This is a genomic window from Arthrobacter sp. NA-172 (genome assembly GCF_043952055.1).
GTDB lineage: Bacteria > Actinomycetota > Actinomycetes > Actinomycetales > Micrococcaceae > Arthrobacter.
This window is the reverse complement of record NZ_JBINOT010000003.1, coordinates 231,627-253,085: the sequence shown is the minus strand read 5'-3', so window position 1 is coordinate 253,085 and position 21,459 is coordinate 231,627. Positions and strand designations below refer to the sequence as shown.

Here is a 21,459-nt window from a genome sequence, read left to right as displayed (position 1 = left end):
AGCGGGGCAGAAGAGGCCGGTGAGGGTCAAGTGGCACATGTGCCCGCGAGTGACACACGGGAGGCGGAGAACGGCCCCTACGGTCCCGAGGCTTATATCCGCGCAACGACGGGATGGAAATGAGCAAGCGCATCCTGATTTTCACCGTCGAAGCACCGTGCGCGTTCATCAACTCGAACGAACGCCCGCACCACATGGCCAAGGCGAGACTCACCAAAGCGTGGCGGCTGGCGACGATGGCCGAAACCGAGCGCGTCATGGGCAAGCCGCTGCAGCCACCAGTCCGGATACTCGCCAAGATCCACAAGCCAGGCAACCGGCGATGGGATCCGAACAACCTGGCACCCACCACCAAAGCGTGTGTGGACGGCATGGTTGACGCCGGACTAATCCCAGACGACTCATGGCGGGAAGTTGAAGGCCCGGACCACCGCCGAGGCGCGCCGATCCAAGACGCCATCACATTCATCATCGAGGAGCTCACGTGAGTGAAACCATAATCCGCGCCATCCCCGGAACCATCATTCAAGCGCACCAACTCGGGGAACGGTACTTCAATGTCAAGGGCCTGACGTTTCAGCAGCAGATGGACCTGAGGGACGAGCTCATAAGTCAAGGATGCCTCGTGCAGGAAATCTTCCTACTTGACCCAATGCAAGCCCTTGTTGAGAGACGAGTCCGGACGGAACTGATCGCCGAACAAGCCAAGAAGGAGGGCAAGCCTTGAGCTTGAATGACAACGTGCACCAGCTTTGTCGGGAGCATCTGAAGACCGGCCCAGACGGTAAGCCGCACAAGGTGCCCGCGCTGCTGGACGATCTTCGGGCGGCCGTGTCACCGGGCAATAGTGGCGCATCGGGCGGCAAGGGTGGAGCGCCGTCGCCAATCAATATCGATGCCGTGGACATGGTTCACCGGATCACCAAGGAAGCTGAGACTGAATATGGCGAGATGACAGGTCTGCTCTGGAACGGAACGCTGGACGAACTACTGATCGGGATAGGCGAGAAGGTGCCTTCCGCTGAGTGGTACGCCTACCTAGAGCGCATCAGCCTCGAATGGATCAATGCGATTACAGCATTTCTGTGGCCGACCAGACCGCGCCGACGACTGACCGGGAAGGTCTGCCCGTCATGTGGGCTCTCACTTCATGGCGATGATCGAGAAGTCTGCCTGTCGCTTGGGTGCTGGGACGAGGCTGGGGAATTGGCACATCCCGGACAGTGGGACATCGAGTGCGGCGCATGTGGAGCGGCATGGTCCGGCGATCAGGTTTCATGGCTATTGCGCGCACTCGACACGCCGAATGAGGTATTAACGAGGTCGGGTTAATTCTGGTAGGGTCAGTCATGTCTCGGCAGTACTGTCGAAAATCTCAGCCGCTCTCATCGCAGGGTGGCTTTTTTCATGCCCCCAGCGCCGATCCTGGGTTACGAGATCGGCAACGCTGGACGCCGGTCAGTGCACATGGCCGGCGCCTGGCACAACGTGCATGTGGGTCATCCAGACGGATACACCCAGCATGCAGGGCTGTAGTTCACAAGGCTACGACGCTGACCTTACGTGGTCGGAGAAGCTGGTTCGATTCCAGCCAGCCCACGGCGACAAGGTTCGCCCGAATCGGGACACAGCCGAGAGGCAGCGTCCGGCCAGCACCAAACCCCCATGAGGTGACTGGCCACTTACTGGAGTTAGTGAAGTGGTATCACGCCGGTCTCCAAAACCGGAAGCGCAGGTTCGATTCCTGCACGCCGGGCTGATCGAAAGAACGCCGACCAACAATCGAGAACGCGGCCGATCCAGTAGATCACCAACCAACAGGGAGTGCCATGGCCAAGCAACTAGCCAGCACATCATCCCGAGGCTATGGATCCTCACACCAACGCGAGCGTGCCAAGTGGGAGCCCATCGTCAAGCAAGGCGGCGTCAACTGCGCACGCTGTCTCGAACCAATCAAGCCTGACGAAGCATTCGACCTTGGACACAACGACGACCGCACCGGATACAACGGACCCGAGCACGTCCGATGCAACCGAGGAGCAGGCGCACGCAACGCAACCGAAGTGCGCATGCAGCGACAGCAGACAATCACCCGAGACTGGTAGGGGCCACGACGAGGCATCAAAACAGCGACGCCGGAAACGACGACGCTGACGACGACGACCAGGGGTAGGGGTGTCCCAATCTCTGGGGCTGACGACGCCTGCCTGACTCCGCCGGGTAGTCATTTCTATTCACCGCGAAAAAAAACTTCAAATGCCCAAGGAGGTGGCCGTGACCTGCAAAGCATGTTCGGCCACCAAAGGGGCGTCTGAGTTCTACCCCGGGAACCGTACTACCTGCAAGGAGTGCATCTCTGCCCGCAATAGGGCTAGGTATGAGGCGGACCCTAAGAAGTTCAGGGCCAAGACCGCCGCATGGCAGGCGGCGAATCGCGAGAAGTACCGTGATTCTCAGATCAAGAGCAAGTATGGGATCACTGCTGAGGCTGCTGACGCGATGCTACAAGGGCAGGGAGGCCGATGCGCCATCTGCCGTACCGATGATCCTGGGATCAAGGGCTGGCAGATCGATCACGACCACGACACACTCGTTGTCCGCGGGATTCTCTGCCGGCACTGCAATGTAGCGCTAGGGCACTTCAGGGATAACGTCACGTCGCTAACCGCTGCTATCGGCTATATCGAAAGAAGTAGGTGGTAGTCCCATGCCTCCTAGAAAGAACCCTCTGAAGGTAGTCACCGAAGCCGATGCGAAGGCTATCCGCAAAGACCCGCCTAAGACTCTTGTTGAGGCCACCGAGCTTTCGGAGCGCGATCTGCTCGTCATGATGCGAGTCAGGGTCGCGACCGAGATCGACAGTGGGGTTCCTGCGCACGCACTAGCCCCCCTGATGCGCCAGCTACGTGATCTGGATAAAGAGCTTCGGCTCCACGACCAGAGCGCGAAGCAGGAGGCGATCGAGAATGCCGGACCTGCAGCAGACGAAGCCTGGGACGCGGAAGCTATCTGAGATTGCCCGCCATGTGGTTGTCCCGAAGGGGATTGTCTCTACGGCGTGGCCATCGGTATTCAAGAAGGCATCTGAGCTTGGCCTTGGCTGCGATGACTGGCAGGTGGGCGTTGGGAAGCTTGCGCTGGCCAAGCGCGCTAATGGGAAGTATGCCGCGGGCATCGGCGGCGTTGTCCTTTCGATCCCTCGGCAGGTTGGCAAGACCTACCTGATCTCCCTTATCGTGTTCTGCCTTTGCTTGCTTCATCCCGGCTTGACGGTTCTATGGACCGCGCATCGGATGAAGACCGCCGGCGAGACCTTCAACAAGCTTCAAGCGTTCGCCCGAAAAAAGCGGATCGCCCCGCATATCCTCAAGGTGACGACTGGTTCTAGCGATGAAGTGATCTACTTCCGGAACGGTTCTCGGATCATGTTCGGCGCCCGGGAGCGCGGCTTTGGCCGCGGCTTCGACAACGTTGACATCGAGGTTTTCGATGAGGCTCAGATCCTCACCGAAGCAGCTGTCGAGGACATGGTTCCGGCGACGAACGTCTCACCCAATCCGCTACTGTTCTTCATTGGCACCCCGCCGCGGCCGAAAGACCCGGGCGAGATCTTTGCCGGCAAGCGCAAAGAGGCTCTTGATGGTGAGGACGATGACACTGTCTACGTAGAGTTCTCTGCTGATCCCGGCACGAACGAGAACGACCGGAAGCAGTGGGCAAAAGCTAACCCGTCCTACCCTTCCCGCACCGATGACGCGGCCATGCTCCGGATGAAGAAGGCGCTGAACACGCCCGGCTCCTTTGATCGTGAAGCCCGCGGCATCTGGGACAGCGAGACCCGTGTGACCCTGTTCGATTCGGAAGCCTGGGAGAACGGCCGCAAGACGGCCCGCCCCGAAGGCCTGAAGGTCGGCGCGCTGGCGGTGGCTGTTTCGATTGACCTCGCGCATTCTTCTATCGTCGCCGGCTCCATGGATTCGGAGGGCGGCGCGTGGGTGAAGTCGCTGCATCACGGGCCCGGCACTAAGGGTGTTGTGGATCGTTGTGTGGCGCTTCAGGAGGCGTTCGGCGTCGATGTTGTAATTGACGGCCGCGGTCCTGGCGCCGTCCTCATACCGCACCTTGAGAAGGCCAGCGTCAGGCTACATATCGCTTCCACTGGGGACGTGCTGGATGCGTTCGCCAATCTCGAGTCGAGGGTCCGTGACGGGCAGTTCTTCCACGTGGACGCGGCCGAGCTGGACGCCGCCCTTGTTGGCGCCGTGAAGCGCGAGGTTGGTGACCGTTTCGCGCTCGGGCGCAAGAAGTCCGAGGCCGACATTTCACCGCTTGAAGCTGCCTCCCTGGCCGCTTGGCGTGCCGAACTTCCCGAACCCGAGTTTGTCAGCAAGTACGAGAATGAGGGCCTTTTGGTCCTTTAGGAGGACCGCCGTGGAGCTCACTCTCGCGCTTGTTATTTCTGGGCTCATTGCGGTCGGCGTCATAGTCGCCTGGCGCTTCTGGCGGGCGCTCCCAGTCCTTGAGCGGTACGTGGTGACACTGACGACGGGTGAGGCATTTGACGGCCTGCTGAAGTCGAGTCGTGGCGGCGTGCTGGTGCTCGTGGATGCTGTCGCGCTGGATGAGAAGCAGGGTGCCGTGAGCCGTCATCAGATTGACGGTGAGCTTTATCTGGACCGCGTCAAGGTCGCCTATATGCAGAAACCTGGAGGTAGCCAGTGATTCTCTCCGGTGGCCGTCCTCTCGGTTTCGCTCCCCAGGCTTTGGGCGAGACGACACCTTTCCTTTCGAATGGCTATTTCTACCCGAATCAGGGCTTGGGGTTGGCGAATTCGTTTGCCAGCTATTCGGCCCTGTACCGCGCCCAGCCGTCGATCATGACGCTGGTTGACAAGATCTCAGCCAGCGCGGCCCGGATCCCGATGAAGTCGTGGCAACCCACCCCGGGCGGCGGGAAGCTCGTTGATGTCGATTCACCATTCGCGAGGCTGCTTGCGAATCCGTGCACGGCGATGTCCCGGTTCAACTTCTACCGGTGGACCTTCTCGACCTATGAGATCTACGGCGAGGCGTTCTGGTACAAGCAGCGTCGCGATCAAAGCCTTGATGCCGATGGTAAGCCGGTCCAGTCCGGCCCCGTGGTCAATCTCCTGCCGATGCACCCTTCGCGCACGATGGTCCACCGCGACGGCAATGGCAATCTCGAGTACGTCTTCACGCTGGGCATCGCCTCGGCGGGAATCCTGCGTGCGCCGGAAGAGGATGTTGTAGCATTCCTGCGCTACAACCCTGACAACCTCATGCGCGGCCTGTCTCGCCTTGAAGGGCTCCGATCCACACTGTTCAGTGAAGATGCAGCACGCCGTGCGAATGCGTCATTCTGGCAGCGCGGCGCCCGCCCCGGGACGCTGCTCAAGCACCCCGCAAAGGTTTCAACGGCTGTCGCCGAACGGCTCAAGGCGCAGTTCGATGCTGTCGCCGCCGGACCGGATCGCGCTGGCTCCACGGTGGTCCTCGAAGAGGGCATGGAAGCCCAGGTTATCCAGCTTTCCGCCGAGGAAATGCAGTACATCGAGTCGCGGAAACTGAACATGCAGGAAGCCTGCATGGTGTACGACTTCCCACCTCCCGCGGTTCACATCCTTGATCGGGCGACGTTCTCGAACATCACGGAGCAGATGCGTTCTGTTTACCGGGACACGATGACGCCGCGGTTCTCTGATTTTGAGTCGGTGATCGGGCGGGACTTGCGGTCTGAGTTCTTCGCGGACGGCGAGCGTGAGGGTCGCTTCGATCTGACCGAGGTTCTGCGTGGCGACTTCGAGACGCGCGCTGACAAGGCTGTGACGCTCCGCAATTCCGGGATCTTCACCGGCAACGAGGCGCGTGAGCTTGTGGGTCTTGAGAAGTCCACTGATCCACTCATGGAGAAGGTCTTCGCGAACGCCGCACTCGTAGAGCTCGGCACGGCGCGCCCGCCTGTAGCTGGCGCTGCGACAGTTCCGGATGATCCGGCGACTGGACTGCCCCATCTTGACCCGAGCGCGGCTAAGCCCAGCCAGGGGCCGGATCAAGGGCAGCGCTCCTTTCGCTCAATCATGGGACGCCTCTCGCGGGCCAAGGGTAATCGGCCGGCGTTGAAGTCGAAGCTGATCGAAATGCACGAGCAGGAGATCGGAAAGTTCTTCGATAGCCAGCGAACCGCGATCGACAAGTCTCTGGGCAAGAAGGCTGATGGCGTCGAGCAATTGGACGGCGACGCTTGGAACGCGGAACTGAGCAAAGTCCTCTCTTCGCTTTCTGCTGCCACGGCGCGGACGATCGGTGCTCAGGTCGCTTCGGATCTTGGCGGAGACTACGACCCTGACGAGCTGTCTGACTGGATCTCCGCGGACGCTGATGCTTCGGCGGCGGCGATCAACGGCACGACGGCGGCAGAGGTCACGAAGGCTCTGGACGGCGCTGACGGTGACCCGAGTGGCGCTATTGAGAGCCTATTCATCGGCTTGATCGCGGCGCGTATCGCACAGATGGCCATTTCGAGAGTCACGAGCGTGTCTCTCGAGGCCGGCCATGCAGCGGCCCGCCAAAACGGCGGCAAAACCAAGACATGGGTTGTCGCCGGCCAGAATCCGCGGCCGTCGCATGAAGCGATGAGCGGCGAGTCCGCACCCCTCAATGGGGTTTTCAGCAACGGAATGCGCGGGCCCGGCGATGTGTCGGGCGGCGCTGATGAAGTCGCGGGTTGTACTTGCGAGCTCGAGTTTTCCAAGGAGAAATGATCATGAACGTAACCCGCAAGGATGCTCGGATCACAAAGGCGCCTTCGCTCGAGGATGGACCCGGCACTTTCGAGGCCATTCTTTCCGCTCCCACAAAGGATAGGGATGGGGATACGCTCCAGCCGGACGAGTGGAAGATGCCACTGCCTGAGCGGATCACCGTGGATGTTGATCACGAGATGTCCGTCAAGGGGACCATTGGATCGGCCAGGCCGTGGATTGATGACGATGGCAACCTTCGGATCTCTGGCACGTTCGCCTCCACGCCGCTGGGGCAGGAAGTTCGGACACTAATGGCTGAGGGCCACATCGACCGCACATCCGTTGCGTTCATGTCAGACCCCGCCACGCAGAAGGACGGCAGGACGGTCCGAATGCGGGAACTTTTGAACGCCGCCGTGGTTGCCATCCCGTCGAACCGCGAAGCAGCGATCCTCGAGGTGCGCGGACTCAAGGCCGGCGCGCGCAATAGCTCCGCTGACACCGAGAAGATTCAGTCCATCCATGATGCCTCGGCGGCGCTCGGGGCCGATTGTTCCGCGGCTAAATCGCTGCGTCGCAAGGATGCTGACACCGAGGATGCCTCCGATCCGATCGCGCTCATTCAGGCGACTGACGCCGCGATCGATCAGGCCATTGACCTGCTCTCCGGTGTTGACCCAACAAGTTTGCCTGCCGAGGTCGCGCAGGCAATTGCACTCATCCAGGCCGCTGACGCGGTTGTGGATGAACTCATGGATGCTCTCGGCATCCCTGACCCTGACGAGGACGATGCCGCTTCCGGCGCTGATCCCGCCCCCGCACCCGGCGCAGTGAAATCTGCCCCCGGTTCCGGCGCTGGTAATGCCCCCGTTGTCGAAGTCACCTCCGAGGAAGTACTGACGAAGGCGGCCAATTTCATGGCTGACCTGATCATTTCTAACCCTCTGAAGGAGGACTAAATGACCTCGGTCATCGAAGCAAAGAATGGCATGCGGGAACTTTCCGCGAAGGCAAAGGCGGTCCTTGCGGACACCTCGATCACCCCGGCCGAGCAGATGACTAAGCTCGACGCTCTCCAGTCGGACCTCAAGTCCTTCAGCGATGTTATCGCCGTGGACGAGAAGGCCAAGCTCCTGATCTCCGGTGGCGACTCCGCTCCTGAGGCCAAGGATCCCGAGCGCAAGGCTGACTTCAAGTCTCTTGGCCACCAGGTCACCGACTCGGCCGCTTACAAGTCCTTCATTAGGAAGGACTCGCAGAGCGCGAATATCGAGCTCAAGACGAACATGACCGAGGGCATCATCCCCGCCTACTCCGGTGGCTCCGGCAACGCGGGCCAGCTTCTGACTCCGCAGTTCCAGCAGGGCATCGTTCCGCTGAAGTTCCAGCAGCTCACCGTTGCGGACCTTCTCGCTCAGGGATCCACCTCGAATGCCTCGATCTCGTACGTCATTGAAGCTGCATTCAATGACACGACCGCGGCCGTCTCTGAAGGCGCTGCAGCTCCCGTCCTGGACCTGACGCTCACCCGTCGCCAGGACAACGTGTCCACGATCGCGAACGCTTCCAAGCAGACTCGCGAGCTGATCGAGGACGCCGAGGCTTTCCAGTCCTACCTTGAGAACCGCATGACCTTTGGCCTCAAGCGCAAGGAAGAGGCCGAGCTCCTGAACGCCACCGGCCCGGCACCGGATCTCGTCGGCATCCTCGGGCGCTCCGGCCTCGCTACCGCGGTTGTGACATCGGCCAGCCTGACCGCCGTGAAGGCCATGGAAGGCATCTTCAATCAGATCACGGCGCTGCGCTCGACCTCTTTCGTGGAGCCGGACGCGATCGTGATCAACCCGACCGACTGGCAGACGATCCGCCTCGGCAAGGACGCGCAGGGCCAGTACTACGCTGGCGGCCCGTTCACTGGGGCCTATGGCAACGCTGGCCCGTCCAACGTGTACAACCTCTGGGGCTTCAAGACCGTGGTCACTTCGGCCATTGCTCAGGGAACCGTCCTTGTCGGTGGCTTCCAGGAGTGCGGTCAGATCTTCCGCCGTCAGGGCATCAACCTCGAGATGACGAACAGCGACGGCACGGACTTCACGTCCCGTATCGTGACGCTGCTCGCGACCGAGCGTCTTGCTTTGACGGTTCCGCGCCCGGCTGGTTTCGGCAAGGTCACGCTCACCGCGTAGTGAGCTTGTGCGGGGGCGGCTTGACCTCGAGTCGCCGCCCTCGCACTTCCAAAACTCTAGTACCGCTCCTAAGGAGGACCAGATGGCCCCGATCGATTACGTCTCGGATTACGAGGAAGTCACAGGCAAGCAGCGCGAATCCGAGGTTACGACCAAGGTTGTCACTGCTGCCGAGGAAGCTACCCCGGTTGAGGCTACTGCCGTAGCTGAGACGAAGGACGCCTGATGCCCGCGCCGGCGCCGCTCGCTACGCCGGCGCAGCTCGGCAACTTCCTTCAGCAGACCATCGCGGACACTGACCCGGTAGCGCTTCAGCTTCTCGCCGAGGCGTCAGCAGTGATTCGCCGCTACCTCGACCAAACCGTCACGGTTGTGACAGGGGATGTCGAGTTGTGTACTCCACTGTCCGGCAAGGTCTTTCTGTCCCAGTGGCCCGTGAACGCGGTGTCGCTGGTGGAGATCTACGACTGGCAGTCGGGGGCGTGGTCCACGGTTAGTGCGTCCGCGTACCGTCCATTGCTTTCGCGGGGGATGATCAAGCCGAACCCCTACGCCTTCGTGCAGTGGCCGTGCGGCGAGGATTCATGGCGAGTCACTTACGACCATGGTTACGTCACGGTTCCAGATGACATCCAGGGTGTTGCAGTGAGCATGGCGGCACGCTTCTATGCCACGCCGACAGGGGTTGATATGGAGCGCACGGGTATGCGGCAGATCAAGTACTCACTGACCGCGGATGACCTCAACGCTATTGAGCGGATCACGCTTGACGGTATCCGTTTTGCGAGGATCGCCTGATGGCGCGGCGTCTAGGTACTGACACCATCACTGTCCAGCGCGTCACTACGAGCTTCGAACCTTACTCGGCCACCTATCAACCGGACTGGTCACTAACTCCCACCGAGCGGGACGTGAAGGGATGCGACTACCAGCCCGGGGCTTCCACAGAATACTTGATCGGCCGCGACTTCTCAGAGGTCGGCGGTACGGTCTACGCCCCATCGGGCACGGACGTCACAGAGTACGACCGAGTCAAGTTCCAAGGTGTCGTTTACGACGTCGATGGGAAACCCGATGTCTGGTCCGGCCGGATGGGACACGTCGTCATTCACCTGAAGGTCAGGAAGGGCTAATCCGATGCTTGAGAAGGTCGAGATCAATGACGAGGCTGCGCGTGCACTTCTGAGGTCCCCTGAAGTGAAGGCCGACCTAAAGCGCCGCGGCAACAGGATCGCCGCTGCGGCCGGCGCTGGAACTTGGGACGTGACCGAGTCGAACACTCCGTCACGCGCCCGCGTATCGGTCGGCACTGGCGACTATAAGGCTCGTGAGGCTGAGGCGACGAACAGGACGCTTCTGCGGGCGCTTGAGGCTGGCCGTGGCTGAGGGCGTCCAGTTCCCTGATGCTGAGTTGGCGGTGTGCAACCTGTTGCGCAACCCGCTGCTTGGCGGGTTGCCGGTGGTCGCTGATATTCCGGCGACAAGGCCGAATGAGTTTGTTCGCGTGATCCGTACGGGCGGGCCTCGCGAGACGCTGCGTTCCGAGGCTCCGATCCTTGCGATTGAGGCTTGGGCGCAGAAGAAGGCCCGGGCGGTGGAGATCGCAAATCAGGCCCGGGCGGTGCTTGGCGCCGCTGACGGTCTGGTCTTCGGTGTCAAGGAGCTTGCGGGGCCGGCGTATCTGCCGGATCCGCAGTCCACCCAGATTCGCTACACGTTCACGATTCAGGCCCGCATTCGCGGCCAGGGCGTCACGGTGTAGTTCACGAAATGTCCAAGGGGTCCGCAAATCACCTTGGAAGGACCCCTAATGGGCAACAACATCAACAATGTCGTCGTCGGCAAGCCGCTGGTTACCGGTGGCGTTTCTGTAGCAAATATCGGCGCCACGCTCCCCACGGATGCGCGTACCCCGCTCACCACGACCGGCCAGTATCCTTACACCGCGTGCGGCTACGTCGCTGATAGCGGCGTTGTGAAGTCGGAGAAGCGCAACACCGGAACGATCAATGCCTGGGGCGGCGACACGATCGCCGCTACCCGCAAGGGCATGGACGTCACGATCAAACTGGAGCTGGCCGAGTTCCTGAACGCCATCGTTCAGGGCCTCATTTACGGCGATGCGAACGTGACTTCGCAGGGCCCGACCGCGAAGGTAACTCCGCCGGTTCTGTCGGCGGGTTCGTCTGCCGCAACTGGTGGAACGCTCACCGCAGGCTCGCGCGTCTATCAGGCGACGTACACGAACGCGTTCGGCGAATCGCTTGGCTCGAATACGGTGCTGATCGTATCGACCGGATCAGTTTCGGTGAACTCCTTCACGATCGGTGCTGCTCCTTCGGGCGCGACCGGCACGAAGATTTATGTCACCCTCAACGGCGGCACTCAGCAGCTCCTTGACACTCTGGGCACGACCCCGACGACCTATTCGGATGGCGGCTCCAAGACCCCTGCTGCGGGGACGGTTCCGCTCGTGGATTCGACTGCGGTCGGTACGCGCCTGAAGATCACTGCGACGTCCTCCCCGACCCCGAAAAAGGTCTGGGTGTTCGATATTTTCTCCGATTCGGCCAAGGTCCGCGTCGTGGTCCCGAATGGCCGAGTCATGGACGTCGGCGACACCACGTTCAAGGATGACTCGCTTGCTGCTGCTGTGACCACTCTTCAGGCATTCCCTGACGCCAGTGGCGCTTTCTTCTACACCTATACCGATGACGGCGTGACTCTCTAACGCCTGAGTCCCCTTTTGACCGGTGGGCCGGGGTTGTCGTGCGGACCCCGCCCCGGCCCGCCGCACCACCTTTTATTGGTCCGCATCCCATTTTCAAGGAGTCCGCAGACATGACTACCCCCAAGAAGCCGCAAGACTACAAGTCCAAGACGTCCGAGGTTTCGGAGTGCTTCAGTTTCGACCACGATGGCGAGACGTACACGTTCAAGCCGACCCTTGAGAGCATCACCCCCGGTTTCCTCCGCAAGCACCGTAACGGCACTGACCTTGACGTGTTCTTCACGATCATCGAACTGATCGCGGACGAAGACACTCTCGCTGTGATCGACAACCTTTCCCATAAGGAGTTCGACCAGCTCAGTACTGACTTCTTCAAGCACCTTGGGGCTCAGCGGGGGGAATGAATGGGCTCCTGGGCCTGATCGATGAGCATCAGGAGCCCCTTGAATATGACTTGATCGCGCTCGGTCTCAGGCTTCGATGGCTTGGGACCGAGCGCCTCGCCTGGGGAGATCTTCTGGCGATTGTGCGCCAGTCTCCCCGCGGATCTGCTTTGTCACGTGCCATGAATGGTGAGGCGGACATGTGGGGCCTGTCTGAGCACCTTCTCGCGGCTGCTGTGGACGTTCTCGCCGCGGGCAACTGGCAGCGCGCCGGCGACGAGCGGGCAAAACGCCCGGAGCTGTTGCCTCGCCCGGGCGTCAATAAGCGCGGCCTCGACGGCGAGCAGATCGCGGGCGGTAAAGCCGTTTCCATTGAGGAAATGAACAAGAAGCTCGGCTGGCCGCAGCCGTAACCCGCCTAGGAGGCCCATCCATGTCTACCGAGCTCGCTACCGCTTACGTGTCTCTCGTTCCTTCTTTGAAGGGTGCGAATAGGGCCATCACGGATCAGTTGAGCCCGGGCGCGGCTGCGGCCGGCTCGGATGCTGGTGAGAAGATCGGCACGGGCATGCTGTCCCGTATCGGGCGGATCGTGTCCGGGGTTGCGATCGGCAACCTTGTTTCGAATGCGATGAGCAGCCTGGGTGGCATGTTCACGGGGTTCGTGAAGGACGCCGCTTCTGCCAGTGACGCGACGGACAAGTTCAAGGCGACAATGAACTTCGCCGGCCTGGACACGAGCGCGATTGACGCGGCTACGAAGGCGACTCAGAAGTACGCCGATCAGACGGTCTATGACCTGCCGACAATCCAGAACACGACCGCGCAGCTTGCGGCCAACGGGGTCAAGAATTACGAGGGCCTGACCGAGGCTGCGGGTAACTTGAACGCGGTTGCCGGTGGTAACGCTGACACGTTCAAGTCTGTGGCTTTGGCGATTACCCAGACAACGGGTGCCGGGAAGCTTCAGACGCAGAACTGGATGCAGTTGGCAGAAGCCGTCCCCGGCGCGGCCGGGAAGCTCCAGACCGCGATGAAGGACGCCGGGGCGTTTACCGGCAACTTCAACGACGCCATGGCAAACGGGCAGATCACGGCGGATGAGTTCAATGCTGCTATCGAGCAGCTTGGCATGCAGGATGGCGCGGTTCAGGCCGCTAAGTCCACGACCACGTTTGAAGGTGCGATCGGCAACCTTCAGGCAACGATTCAGGGCGGCCTGACCAGGACACTGAACGCCTTGAAGCCTGAGATCACGGGGGCAATCAACCTTCTCACTTCAGGGCTTGGTGGTGCTTTCTCCGCGATCGGTACTGCGGTGACTGATTTCACGTCAGGCTTCAAGAATGGTGTTGACGCTGTCGGGTCAAACCAATCGGCACTCGCTCACTGGGGCGCTATGGCATTCGGGGTCTTCTCCACTACACGTGAAGCGTCTCAGGTGTTCATGGACGGCCTCAAAACGGGGTCCAATGAGGCTGAGGGCGGCATTGATGGCTTGGCCGCAAAGGTTGGCAATGGTTTGCATGCCGCTTTCGGTCAGGCCAAAACGGGCGCCAGTGTTTTCTTTGACGGACTCAAGACGGGCTCGAACGATGTTGGCGGCGGCGGCGTCCTTGCGATGGTGGGGCAGCTCGGTAACGGGATCCACAACGCTTTCGTCAACATAGGGCCTATTCTCGGACCACTGGTCGGCCAGTTCTTCGCGCTATGGTCGGCTATTTCTCCGGTTCAAATGATTTTCAAGGCCATTGAGCCGCTTCTACCGCAACTGCTTGGCGTGTTTGTGCAGTTGGCGACGTCGATCGGCGGCGTTCTGGTCCCGGCGCTGGGGGCCTTGTTACCGGTCTTCACGCAGCTACAGGGCGTGTTCGTATCGGTGTTCAGTCAGGTGCTTGCCACGGTTCTGCCAGTAATCATCCAGCTAATCACGATGCTTTACGGGACGTTCGCGCAGCTCATCCCGATCGTGGTTCCGATCATCACGCAGATAGTAACGCTCGCGGCCACGCTGGTTAGCCAGCTAGCGCCAATCCTCATGCAGCTCATCTCCGCTGTCATGCCGATGGTGGTTAAGATCTTCGGCGCGCTGCTGCAGGCCATCGGACCGGTGATCGCGATGATCGCCGGTTTGTTGATGCCGATCATTCAGGCGCTCATGCCCGTCGTAGTGACCGTGTTCAGCGTTATCGCCAGCGTTATCACGTCCGTGATGCAGATCATCATGGGAATCATCCAGGTGGTGACCGGGATTATCTCCGGGAACTGGTCGCAGGTCTGGGAAGGCATCGGGAACATCTTCGGTGGGATCTGGAACACCATTGTCGCCGTTGTTGGCGGGGCCCTTCAGATCGTCGGCTCCGTTATCATGGCCGGTCTGACTTGGGTGGCTGGAATTGTCGGGTCGATCCTCGGCGCCATCGGATCGTTTTTCATTGGCGTCTGGAACAACATTGTTTCGTTCCTGGTCGGCGTTTTTAGCGTCATAGCTGGTGTCGTCTCTGCCGGCGTGGCCATGTTTATCGCACCCATCATCGCGGGCGTGACCGGGGTATGGAATTTCATCGTCGGGATCTTCACGGCGATTGGGAACTTCATCGCGGGCGCATGGAACTGGGTTGTCTCGCTTGTCACGAACATCCTGAAAGCGTTCTGGAAAGTCCATGGCGACCAGATCACCGCGATCTGGAATTTCATCGTCAGCATCTTCACCGGCATCGGCAATTTCTTTGTCGGGGTCTGGAACTGGTATATCGGCATCGTCACCGGGGTCCTCACCGCGATCTGGAATGTTATCAGCGGCGTATTCGGTGCGGTGTGGGGATTCATCAGTGACGTATTCGGCACCATCGGGAATTTCATTGCTGGGGTGTGGAACACCGTCGTGGGAGTCATCTCGGGTGCAGTCGGCGCAGTGTGGGGTGTGATTAGTTCCGGCTTCGGCGCTGCTTGGGGTTTCATCAGCAGCGTGTTCGGCCAGGTCGCTGGTTTCCTTGGTGGAATCTGGCAGAACATCATCAATGGCGTGTCCAGCATGATCGGCCAAGTCGGCGGGTTCTTCTCCGGACTATGGGGAACGATCACCGGGGCCCTGTCAGGTGCTGGCACATGGCTGCTGGAGGCCGGAAAGAACATCGTTCAGGGCCTGTTCGATGGCATCAAGTCCCTCGCCGGGACGATCGGCAACTTCTTCCTGTCACTGCTGCCCGGCTGGATCGTGGAGCCATTCAAGGCGGCTTTGGGCATCCACTCCCCGTCAAGGGTTTTCCGCGTGTTCGGTCAGAACATCGGCCAAGGAGCGATCCTTGGCGCGGAAGATACGAAGGCTGACATCGAAGCAACGATGCGCGGCCTTGTGGCGGTCCCGGATATGTCGGCTCATTCCCGTGCGGCCGCTTCGGCGGGTATCCCGTCAAGTGTTTCCAGCCAGCGTGGCGGTGACACGTACCAGATCACGACGCATGACCCGGAAGGCGTGGCCGCCGCGGTGACGCGCCGGCAGCAACTGGCCCGGGCTTAGGAGGTTCGATATGCCGTTACCCTTGGCGCCGACTTACCCGGCTGGTTTGGTGTCCCCGGCGAGCTCCCAGGCTTCGGGAATTCCCGTGAGTCTGGGAGCTGTGCTGTTCAACACGATTGACGCGAACGGCGTCGAATGGGTGTTGGATGACACGAGCATGGACGGGTGGGGTACGGCCGGTTCCACGATCGCACTCACTCCCCGGGCCCGCGCCAGTGGCGTGACGGCTAGCGAACCGTTCGACAAGGAGCGGGTTCTTATCCTGTCGGGCCTGATCAGCGCACCCACCCCGGGGCTGTTGAACAGTTCACTGGATTTCCTTTACAGCGAGGCGTCTCTTGATCAGACGGTCCTCGGAGTGAACGAGCAAGGCCTTGTGCGGCACATGCTCGTGCAGCGTCAAGACAAGGTCATTCCGAAGCGCCTGAGTCCATATCAGGCGATGTTCTCGCTTCAGGTTGTAGCGAAGGACCCTCGGAAGTACGGGAATCTGATCACAGCTTCGACGTCGCTGCCGTCTTCTAGCGGCGGCCGGACATATCCGGCGACTTACCCGATCACCTACACGGGCGTGACGGCGTCGGGTGTGATCACCCTGAACAACGCCGGGAACGAGTCGGCTCCTGTCTGGTTCCGTGTGGACGGTGCGATTCCGTCCGGCGGCTGGTCAATCACGCATCTCGGCCAGAACCGGACGCTGGTTTTCGCGACGTCACTGGCCCTTGCGTCCGGCGAGTTCATCACATGCGACATGGACGCCCGGGAGATCTTGGCTCAGGGGCAGTCGCCCCGGTCGGGCTGGGTCACTAGCCGCGGATGGTTCGATCTTGATCCGGGCCGGAATGACATCGCGTTTTCTTCTGCCGTTTATTCGTCGTCGGCGCTTCTCACTGCGCTGACAATGCCTGCTTGGTCCTAAGGAGCTGAATTGGGTACAACAACTTGCCAACCGATGGATGCCTCTGGCGGGCTGCCAACGTATTCGGCTCAGAATGAGCGGCAGGGTTTCGCTGCCTTGATGGGTGGTGGCTCCGGGCGCCAGCTCGGCGCGCGTTCCGGGCTCCGGGTAGGCACCCCGGGTGACGTTATTGCCGTCACTTCAACGACATGGACGGCTCAGAAGGAATTCGCCGCGATCCTTGATCCGGCGTCGTCCACGACTCAGGGCCCGTACCGTTACGCCTACACGCCACTGCCCTCTGCCGACTCCGGGAGCGTCACGCCTGCTGATTCGACGTATCCGCGCAAGGACATCATCGTGATCCGTGTGGATGACGCCTCGGCGGGCGACTCGTCCGGCGCGCGTCAGGCCCCACTCGTTTACCGGGCCGGCGCCGCGACATCGATGACGCCAGTTGCCCCTACGTTGAATGCGCGCGAGTTCCTTGTCGGGACGATCACCATGCCACAGGTTGGTGGTGGTTCGCCGACGTTCACGCTGAATCCGCAGTTCTTTGTGTCGGCGGGCGCTAAGCTCCCGATCTATTCCGTAGCCGACCGCGCTGCTCTTACCCCGCATCTGGGGATGGAGATCCAGCGCATGGACCTTACGCAGGTCAATGCGTCCGGGATCTTAGAGCGGTGGAACGGCGCAACGTGGGACCACTTCGGAAACGCTGAATGGACCACAGTTTCGAACGGCCTTCTTGCAAGTACGACCTATAGCGTTGGAGCGCCCACGCCAGTAGCGGGAAGGACGACAGACTCGTCCTTCGTGGCCATTGTGGCCAACGGCGGCATCCAGGCCCGCGATGCCGGGTCTTACCTGGTTGATGTTGTTCAGAAGTGGTCCGCGGGCGCAGTGGGAAGGGCGTTCATCAGCATCGAGGATGCGGCCGGGGGTTCCCCCAACATCCCGTTTGGGCGCGTTAATTTCTCGGCCGGCGAAGATACAACCTCGTTATCCGTCAGCCTCTCACTGGCTGCGGGCCAGATCATTTACCCAAAGATCTACCAGTCCACCGGGACCGTGAACGTTTCCGGTGTCGTCCGGGTCAAGAGGTTGCCATGATGCCTCCGAAAAGGAGCGGGCCGCGGGTCAATGGGGCCCGGGGCGTGACCCTCATCAGCTTCGGAGTGGTGGCACTCGTCTTCGGCCTGGCGTTCTATAGCCCGATCGCCCTGGTCCCGCCGCCGCCGCCCGGCCTGATCATTCTGGACAACATCATCCCGTTGCAGTTCTGGGGGGTCGCTTGGTACATCGCCGGGCTGATCATGTTCATCGGCGCGTTCCGTCAGGACCAATCCCACGCGATGGGCCTATTCTCCGGCTTGTTGGCCGTGTTTGCGATCTCGTACGCATGGTCGGCCATCGGAGCCTCGGCCGGCCCGCAGCGAACCATGGTCGCTTTCTGGCTGCAATCGGTCATCTACATTGCTCTCTTGTCCGCTTGCCTCTCGGTCTCCCGCCTCGTGAATGCTCCTCCCGTGGACGTAGACGAGCTTCGGAAGAAGGTGTCCGGGAATTCTCATCTTGGGGGTCCCGATGACAGCTGAATCCTGGGACGTCATCAAGACGGCGCTAACGGTTGTCGGCGGTGTTGTCGCGGCACTGGTCACCGGCCGGCTAACCCGCACCAGTCAGAAGGAGTCCGCGCAGATCCATGCGCTCACGAACCTGATTGACCAGCTGCAGGAAGAGCGCAACGTCGCGGTCAAGGCCGCCAAGCAGATTCCACTATGGAGGCGGTATGCGCAGAAGTTGCGCAGCCAGATCTACGGGCTCGGCGGAACGCCAAAAGATGCCGAACATGACCTCGAGCTGTAAAGGAGACCGCAATGAGACCGGTCAGCGATGAATTCCCCATCTCACAGAGCTTCGGAAGCCTCGCCACGGAAGGCGTCGTCGGCGACATGAGCGGCTCACAGGTACAGGTGCTCGTCGCGGAATACGGCAACTACCAACCTTATGGTCACGCAGGCTGCGACATTGCCTGCCCGGTCGGCACGCCCGTCTACGCCATGAGGGCAGGCACGGTGGTCTGGGCCGACTGGGACGTGAACCTGCCGGGCGGCCCGAGCGGCTACTCACAACGCTGGTACTTCTACCAGAGCTTCGGTGGTCGCATCATCCTCATCCAGCACGACGACGGCACCTTCTCGGACTACTGCCACCTCTCCGAAATCGGCGTCACGGTTGGCCAGAGCATCAACGAGGGAGACCTCATCGGCAAGTCCGGCGACTCCTCGGGAGGTAGGGACGGTGTACTCGGCCCGCATCTGCACACCGAGTACTTGGTGGACACGACCTACACCACCGGCAACCGCCTGATCTATGGCCGTTCCGACCCAACCCCGCTTTTCGGCATCACAGCCCCGGCAGAACAGGACATTTTCAGCATCATGACTGCAACCCCAGAACAGCAAGACGCCTTCATTCAACGTCTACTTGATCACCAAGTCACCCAGCCGGACGGCGGCAAGAACACCCTCGGGGAATTGCTCGCCGAGTACCGCGGCCACCACCTTGACGTACTCAAGACCGTTGGGCAGGTTCCGGCCAGCATCTTGAACCTCAAAGTCGATCGTGGCGGCGGTGGCGATCCGATCAACCTCGGCACGGTCGTCTCCTGGATGGAGAACTGGATCGTCCAGGTGCTCGGAGGCATCGCAGCTCTGAAGACCGGCGCGGCGCCGGTCGACATCGAAGCAATCATCAAAAAAGCAATCGCAGAGTCCATCGTCACGGTGGACGTCAAAGTAGAAGGGACACCCAAAGCATGAACTCTCTCGTAGCATCCGTCATCCGAACCTATACCCCGATCATCGTTGGCCAACTGGCCGCCTGGCTGCATCCTCATCCACGTGCCCGTAGAGCCGTCCCTGACCGTGCTGCTCACGGCTGGTGTTGGCGCGGCCCTATCTGCGTCGTACTACACGCTGGTGCGCGTGCTCGAGCAGCAGTGGCCATGGTTCGGGGCATTCCTTGGTTTGACCAGTTCTCCGGACGCTTATTCGAAGGCCTCACCTGAAACCGCCGCTGTGCCCGCGAATCCTGCCCTGGGCGCCGCTGCTCCGGTCGTGAATCCCTTCATTCCGGCTGAGACGGTCACTGTGAATACCCCCGCTGATCCTCCGGCCGCTGTTGTGATCCCGGAACCCGTGGCTCCCGTTGCAGTCCAGGCGCCCTTAGAAGCGCCGGCCCCTGTTGCAGATCCGGCCCCGGAACAAGCTGTACCCGTTCCCGTTCCGACCGTCTAAGTAGTCCATTCCCAGATAGGCAGGAGGTCGGCCCGTGCTCTCGTATGTTTCCGTTGACCTGAACACGGGTCGGGTTCTTGCCGATCTGAGGAATATCGTTTTCTCGGGTGCGCACAAGGGGACGATCGGCCGCTACGAGAGCACGTCGGCATCACTCCCGCTGGATGGGGCGCCGTCGAATTGGTGGGCTGCCACACGTCCGCTTTCGACCGCAATCGTATGCCTTGATGACGACGGGCAGACGCCGCTGCAAGGCTGGTACATCGATGACCGGGACACCTCGCATGGCAGCGGTGTTCAACTCTCCCTTATGTCCATTGAGGGGTATCTTGACCGGCGCGACGTCGGCGATGTGACCTATACGAACCTCGGTCAGAACCATATCGTCAAGAGCGTTGTCGAGGCATTCGTAAAGACCGGCGCCAAGGCCGGCATCCCGATCCGCGTGCAGATCGACGGCGCTGACACGAACCTCCGCACGATCACATACCGGGACGACTCGGACAAGAGTGTTCTCACGGTGCTGTCAGACCTTTCCGCGATGCTTGGCGGTCCCGAGTGGACGTGCGAGTGGGAGAACGTCAACAACCTAATCACCCCTGTTCTGCGGACGGCTGACAGGCTCGGAACGCCCGCCCCTGCTGGTCTTGGGCCGGCCGCCTGGTTCAACCTGCCCGGCGACGTCACAGACGCGCACCTGATCGAGTCTTTCAAGAAGGACGTCGGTGCTAACGACGTCATGGCCGTCTCATCCGGCACCGGCGATGCTAGGCCGCAGTCCACGCACCACACGTTCACGGGCGACAACAGGCCGACGCTGGAGCACAGGTGGACGCCATCGACGTCGATCACCCAGCAGCAGACCCTTGAGGATCATGCTGAGCGCGGTTTGCAGGCGATGAAGCGCGGCAGTGTGGCGCTCACGATCACGTCTAACCGTCAAGCGGCCCCGAAGCTCAATAAGGATTGGCGTCTGGGCGATGACATCGGTTTTGACCTGACTTCCCCCGCGTGGCCGAAGGGACTCACCGGCAAGGCGCGCGCGATCGGCTGGGAGCTCACCGAGAAAGAGATCACCCCGATCCTGCTTGTTGACCCATCCATCCTTGACGCCCTAGACACCAGCGGGCCTCTTGAGGATCTTGAGGTCACCTCACTCGGCCGCGGCGATTACCTCCTCGAAGGTTCGCGCGTGATCCCGGGTGACGAAACATGGACGATCACTGACCCCGACATGACCGACAACACGGACGGCACATGGACCCTCGACTAGGAGGCCACTGATGAGCAGCATTACCGGCTACACGAAGCAAAAGATCGACTCCATGCTTGCGGGCGTCCCGATCTTGTGGGCGCCCAACACTTTTTACGCTGCGACCGCTCTTGCCGTCTCCCCGAATGGCGACGTGGTGTCCAGGATTACCCCGGGCACGTCCCCCGCAACATACGCGGCCGACGCAGCGAACTGGGCACTTTCTACCACTTATGCGCCAGCGAACGCCGCCAGCACGATCACCCGCGACAGCCGCGGCGTAGTGACCGGGATAACTGAAGCAGGCATCGCAGAGACATATACCCGCGACAGCGCGGGCCGCGTCACCGCCGTGACCCGTGCAGGCATAACCAAAACAATTTCCCGTGACAGCGCGGGTCGAGTAACAGGGGTGGCATAAGC

Annotated in this window: 28 protein-coding genes and 2 tRNA genes; all 30 read left to right on the top strand. The window is 61.0% G+C overall.

Annotated elements, in window-relative coordinates:
• Positions 1-119 precede the first annotated feature (119 nt).
• The 30 genes from ACF0H6_RS15085 to ACF0H6_RS14940 all read left to right on the top strand — a co-directional run bounded on the left by ACF0H6_RS15085 (position 120) and on the right by ACF0H6_RS14940 (position 21,457).
• A complete protein-coding gene (locus ACF0H6_RS15085; RefSeq protein WP_395250404.1) occupies positions 120-488 on the top strand; it encodes a hypothetical protein in 369 nt (122 codons plus the stop codon).
• Entirely contained in the window at positions 485-727 is a 243-nt protein-coding gene (locus tag ACF0H6_RS15080; RefSeq protein ID WP_395250403.1) for a hypothetical protein, read from the top strand. Before ACF0H6_RS15085 ends, ACF0H6_RS15080 begins: the two co-directional genes overlap by 4 nt.
• Entirely contained in the window at positions 724-1,332 is a 609-nt protein-coding gene (locus tag ACF0H6_RS15075; RefSeq protein ID WP_395250402.1) for a hypothetical protein, read from the top strand. The genes ACF0H6_RS15080 and ACF0H6_RS15075 overlap by 4 nt, the downstream gene beginning before the upstream one ends.
• A gap of 75 nt (positions 1,333-1,407) precedes the next feature.
• The gene (locus ACF0H6_RS15070; RefSeq protein WP_395250401.1) at positions 1,408-1,536 is read left to right on the top strand and encodes a hypothetical protein; all 129 of its coding nucleotides are present in this window, start codon (positions 1,408-1,410) and stop codon (positions 1,534-1,536) included.
• Positions 1,527-1,600: transfer RNA gene (locus ACF0H6_RS15065), tRNA-Val, on the top strand. Before ACF0H6_RS15070 ends, ACF0H6_RS15065 begins: the two co-directional genes overlap by 10 nt.
• 85 nt (positions 1,601-1,685) lie before the next feature.
• Positions 1,686-1,756: transfer RNA gene (locus ACF0H6_RS15060), tRNA-Trp, on the top strand.
• Positions 1,757-2,274: 518 nt separating this feature from the next.
• Positions 2,275-2,703 (top strand): endonuclease VII domain-containing protein, encoded by a 429-nt coding sequence (locus tag ACF0H6_RS15055; protein WP_395250400.1) that lies wholly within the window; start codon positions 2,275-2,277, stop codon positions 2,701-2,703.
• Positions 2,704-2,707: 4 nt separating this feature from the next.
• Positions 2,708-3,013, top strand: a complete 306-nt coding sequence (locus ACF0H6_RS15050) for a hypothetical protein (RefSeq protein ID WP_395250399.1) — start codon at positions 2,708-2,710, stop codon at positions 3,011-3,013.
• Positions 2,967-4,421 carry a hypothetical protein gene (locus ACF0H6_RS15045; RefSeq protein ID WP_395250398.1) on the top strand — a complete coding sequence of 485 codons (1,455 nt, stop codon included), beginning with the start codon at positions 2,967-2,969 and terminating at the stop codon, positions 4,419-4,421. Before ACF0H6_RS15050 ends, ACF0H6_RS15045 begins: the two co-directional genes overlap by 47 nt.
• Positions 4,422-4,431: 10 nt before the next feature.
• Positions 4,432-4,722 (top strand): hypothetical protein, encoded by a 291-nt coding sequence (locus tag ACF0H6_RS15040; protein WP_395250397.1) that lies wholly within the window; start codon positions 4,432-4,434, stop codon positions 4,720-4,722.
• Complete coding sequence (locus tag ACF0H6_RS15035; RefSeq protein WP_395250396.1) at positions 4,719-6,782, top strand: phage portal protein; 2,064 nt, start codon at positions 4,719-4,721, stop codon at positions 6,780-6,782. The genes ACF0H6_RS15040 and ACF0H6_RS15035 overlap by 4 nt, the downstream gene beginning before the upstream one ends.
• 2 nt (positions 6,783-6,784) lie before the next feature.
• The gene (locus tag ACF0H6_RS15030; protein ID WP_395250395.1) at positions 6,785-7,723 is read left to right on the top strand and encodes an HK97 family phage prohead protease; all 939 of its coding nucleotides are present in this window, start codon (positions 6,785-6,787) and stop codon (positions 7,721-7,723) included.
• The gene (locus ACF0H6_RS15025; protein WP_395250394.1) at positions 7,724-8,950 is read left to right on the top strand and encodes a phage major capsid protein; all 1,227 of its coding nucleotides are present in this window, start codon (positions 7,724-7,726) and stop codon (positions 8,948-8,950) included.
• Between the two features lie 82 nt (positions 8,951-9,032).
• The gene (locus tag ACF0H6_RS15020; protein ID WP_395250393.1) at positions 9,033-9,176 is read left to right on the top strand and encodes a hypothetical protein; all 144 of its coding nucleotides are present in this window, start codon (positions 9,033-9,035) and stop codon (positions 9,174-9,176) included.
• On the top strand, positions 9,176-9,748 hold the full coding sequence (locus ACF0H6_RS15015) for a hypothetical protein (protein ID WP_395250392.1): 573 nt from the start codon (positions 9,176-9,178) through the stop codon (positions 9,746-9,748). The genes ACF0H6_RS15020 and ACF0H6_RS15015 overlap by 1 nt, the downstream gene beginning before the upstream one ends.
• On the top strand, positions 9,748-10,083 hold the full coding sequence (locus ACF0H6_RS15010) for a hypothetical protein (protein ID WP_395250391.1): 336 nt from the start codon (positions 9,748-9,750) through the stop codon (positions 10,081-10,083). Before ACF0H6_RS15015 ends, ACF0H6_RS15010 begins: the two co-directional genes overlap by 1 nt.
• A 4-nt stretch (positions 10,084-10,087) precedes the next feature.
• Positions 10,088-10,336: a hypothetical protein gene (locus ACF0H6_RS15005; protein WP_395250390.1), complete on the top strand. Its 249-nt coding sequence runs from the start codon at positions 10,088-10,090 to the stop codon at positions 10,334-10,336.
• Positions 10,329-10,712 carry a hypothetical protein gene (locus tag ACF0H6_RS15000; protein WP_395250389.1) on the top strand — a complete coding sequence of 128 codons (384 nt, stop codon included), beginning with the start codon at positions 10,329-10,331 and terminating at the stop codon, positions 10,710-10,712. The genes ACF0H6_RS15005 and ACF0H6_RS15000 overlap by 8 nt, the downstream gene beginning before the upstream one ends.
• Before the next feature lie 48 nt (positions 10,713-10,760).
• Positions 10,761-11,681, top strand: coding sequence for a hypothetical protein (locus ACF0H6_RS14995; protein ID WP_395250388.1), 921 nt, complete (start codon positions 10,761-10,763; stop codon positions 11,679-11,681).
• A 110-nt stretch (positions 11,682-11,791) separates the two neighbouring features.
• Positions 11,792-12,085 (top strand): hypothetical protein, encoded by a 294-nt coding sequence (locus ACF0H6_RS14990; protein ID WP_395250387.1) that lies wholly within the window; start codon positions 11,792-11,794, stop codon positions 12,083-12,085.
• Positions 12,082-12,477 carry a hypothetical protein gene (locus ACF0H6_RS14985; RefSeq protein WP_395250386.1) on the top strand — a complete coding sequence of 132 codons (396 nt, stop codon included), beginning with the start codon at positions 12,082-12,084 and terminating at the stop codon, positions 12,475-12,477. The genes ACF0H6_RS14990 and ACF0H6_RS14985 overlap by 4 nt, the downstream gene beginning before the upstream one ends.
• A 20-nt stretch (positions 12,478-12,497) precedes the next feature.
• The gene (locus tag ACF0H6_RS14980) at positions 12,498-15,584 is read left to right on the top strand and encodes a tape measure protein (RefSeq protein ID WP_395250385.1); all 3,087 of its coding nucleotides are present in this window, start codon (positions 12,498-12,500) and stop codon (positions 15,582-15,584) included.
• A gap of 85 nt (positions 15,585-15,669) precedes the next feature.
• Positions 15,670-16,503, top strand: a complete 834-nt coding sequence (locus ACF0H6_RS14975) for a hypothetical protein (protein ID WP_395250384.1) — start codon at positions 15,670-15,672, stop codon at positions 16,501-16,503.
• A gap of 9 nt (positions 16,504-16,512) precedes the next feature.
• Positions 16,513-17,595 carry a hypothetical protein gene (locus ACF0H6_RS14970; RefSeq protein ID WP_395250383.1) on the top strand — a complete coding sequence of 361 codons (1,083 nt, stop codon included), beginning with the start codon at positions 16,513-16,515 and terminating at the stop codon, positions 17,593-17,595.
• Between the two features lie 44 nt (positions 17,596-17,639).
• Entirely contained in the window at positions 17,640-18,080 is a 441-nt protein-coding gene (locus tag ACF0H6_RS14965; protein WP_395250382.1) for a hypothetical protein, read from the top strand.
• Positions 18,070-18,351, top strand: a complete 282-nt coding sequence (locus tag ACF0H6_RS14960; RefSeq protein ID WP_395250381.1) for a hypothetical protein — start codon at positions 18,070-18,072, stop codon at positions 18,349-18,351. Before ACF0H6_RS14965 ends, ACF0H6_RS14960 begins: the two co-directional genes overlap by 11 nt.
• An 11-nt stretch (positions 18,352-18,362) precedes the next feature.
• On the top strand, positions 18,363-19,307 hold the full coding sequence (locus ACF0H6_RS14955; RefSeq protein WP_395250380.1) for a M23 family metallopeptidase: 945 nt from the start codon (positions 18,363-18,365) through the stop codon (positions 19,305-19,307).
• 81 nt (positions 19,308-19,388) lie between these two features.
• On the top strand, positions 19,389-19,784 hold the full coding sequence (locus tag ACF0H6_RS14950) for a hypothetical protein (protein WP_395250379.1): 396 nt from the start codon (positions 19,389-19,391) through the stop codon (positions 19,782-19,784).
• Positions 19,785-19,818: 34 nt separating this feature from the next.
• Positions 19,819-21,057, top strand: a complete 1,239-nt coding sequence (locus ACF0H6_RS14945) for a hypothetical protein (RefSeq protein ID WP_395250378.1) — start codon at positions 19,819-19,821, stop codon at positions 21,055-21,057.
• A 10-nt stretch (positions 21,058-21,067) separates the two neighbouring features.
• Positions 21,068-21,457 carry a hypothetical protein gene (locus ACF0H6_RS14940; protein WP_395250377.1) on the top strand — a complete coding sequence of 130 codons (390 nt, stop codon included), beginning with the start codon at positions 21,068-21,070 and terminating at the stop codon, positions 21,455-21,457.
• Positions 21,458-21,459: the final 2 nt, after the last annotated feature.

What these genes read in the sequence shown, in the direction of transcription:
- ACF0H6_RS15015 (WP_395250392.1), top strand. Translation starts at nt 9,176, where the DNA reads ATGCCCGCGCCGGCGCCGCTCGCTACGCCGGCGCAGCTCGGCAACTTC.
- ACF0H6_RS14995 (WP_395250388.1), top strand. Translation starts at nt 10,761, where the DNA reads ATGGGCAACAACATCAACAATGTCGTCGTCGGCAAGCCGCTGGTTACC.
- ACF0H6_RS14955 (WP_395250380.1), top strand. Translation starts at nt 18,363, where the DNA reads ATGAGACCGGTCAGCGATGAATTCCCCATCTCACAGAGCTTCGGAAGC.
- ACF0H6_RS15030 (WP_395250395.1), top strand. Translation starts at nt 6,785, where the DNA reads ATGAACGTAACCCGCAAGGATGCTCGGATCACAAAGGCGCCTTCGCTC.
- ACF0H6_RS14990 (WP_395250387.1), top strand. Translation starts at nt 11,792, where the DNA reads ATGACTACCCCCAAGAAGCCGCAAGACTACAAGTCCAAGACGTCCGAG.
- ACF0H6_RS15010 (WP_395250391.1), top strand. Translation starts at nt 9,748, where the DNA reads ATGGCGCGGCGTCTAGGTACTGACACCATCACTGTCCAGCGCGTCACT.
- ACF0H6_RS15020 (WP_395250393.1), top strand. Translation starts at nt 9,033, where the DNA reads ATGGCCCCGATCGATTACGTCTCGGATTACGAGGAAGTCACAGGCAAG.
- ACF0H6_RS14960 (WP_395250381.1), top strand. Translation starts at nt 18,070, where the DNA reads ATGACAGCTGAATCCTGGGACGTCATCAAGACGGCGCTAACGGTTGTC.
- ACF0H6_RS14980 (WP_395250385.1), top strand. Translation starts at nt 12,498, where the DNA reads ATGTCTACCGAGCTCGCTACCGCTTACGTGTCTCTCGTTCCTTCTTTG.
- ACF0H6_RS15045 (WP_395250398.1), top strand. Translation starts at nt 2,967, where the DNA reads ATGCCGGACCTGCAGCAGACGAAGCCTGGGACGCGGAAGCTATCTGAG.
- ACF0H6_RS15050 (WP_395250399.1), top strand. Translation starts at nt 2,708, where the DNA reads ATGCCTCCTAGAAAGAACCCTCTGAAGGTAGTCACCGAAGCCGATGCG.
- ACF0H6_RS14985 (WP_395250386.1), top strand. Translation starts at nt 12,082, where the DNA reads ATGAATGGGCTCCTGGGCCTGATCGATGAGCATCAGGAGCCCCTTGAA.
- ACF0H6_RS15005 (WP_395250390.1), top strand. Translation starts at nt 10,088, where the DNA reads ATGCTTGAGAAGGTCGAGATCAATGACGAGGCTGCGCGTGCACTTCTG.
- ACF0H6_RS15025 (WP_395250394.1), top strand. Translation starts at nt 7,724, where the DNA reads ATGACCTCGGTCATCGAAGCAAAGAATGGCATGCGGGAACTTTCCGCG.
- ACF0H6_RS14940 (WP_395250377.1), top strand. Translation starts at nt 21,068, where the DNA reads ATGAGCAGCATTACCGGCTACACGAAGCAAAAGATCGACTCCATGCTT.
- ACF0H6_RS15070 (WP_395250401.1), top strand. Translation starts at nt 1,408, where the DNA reads ATGCCCCCAGCGCCGATCCTGGGTTACGAGATCGGCAACGCTGGACGC.
- ACF0H6_RS15085 (WP_395250404.1), top strand. Translation starts at nt 120, where the DNA reads ATGAGCAAGCGCATCCTGATTTTCACCGTCGAAGCACCGTGCGCGTTC.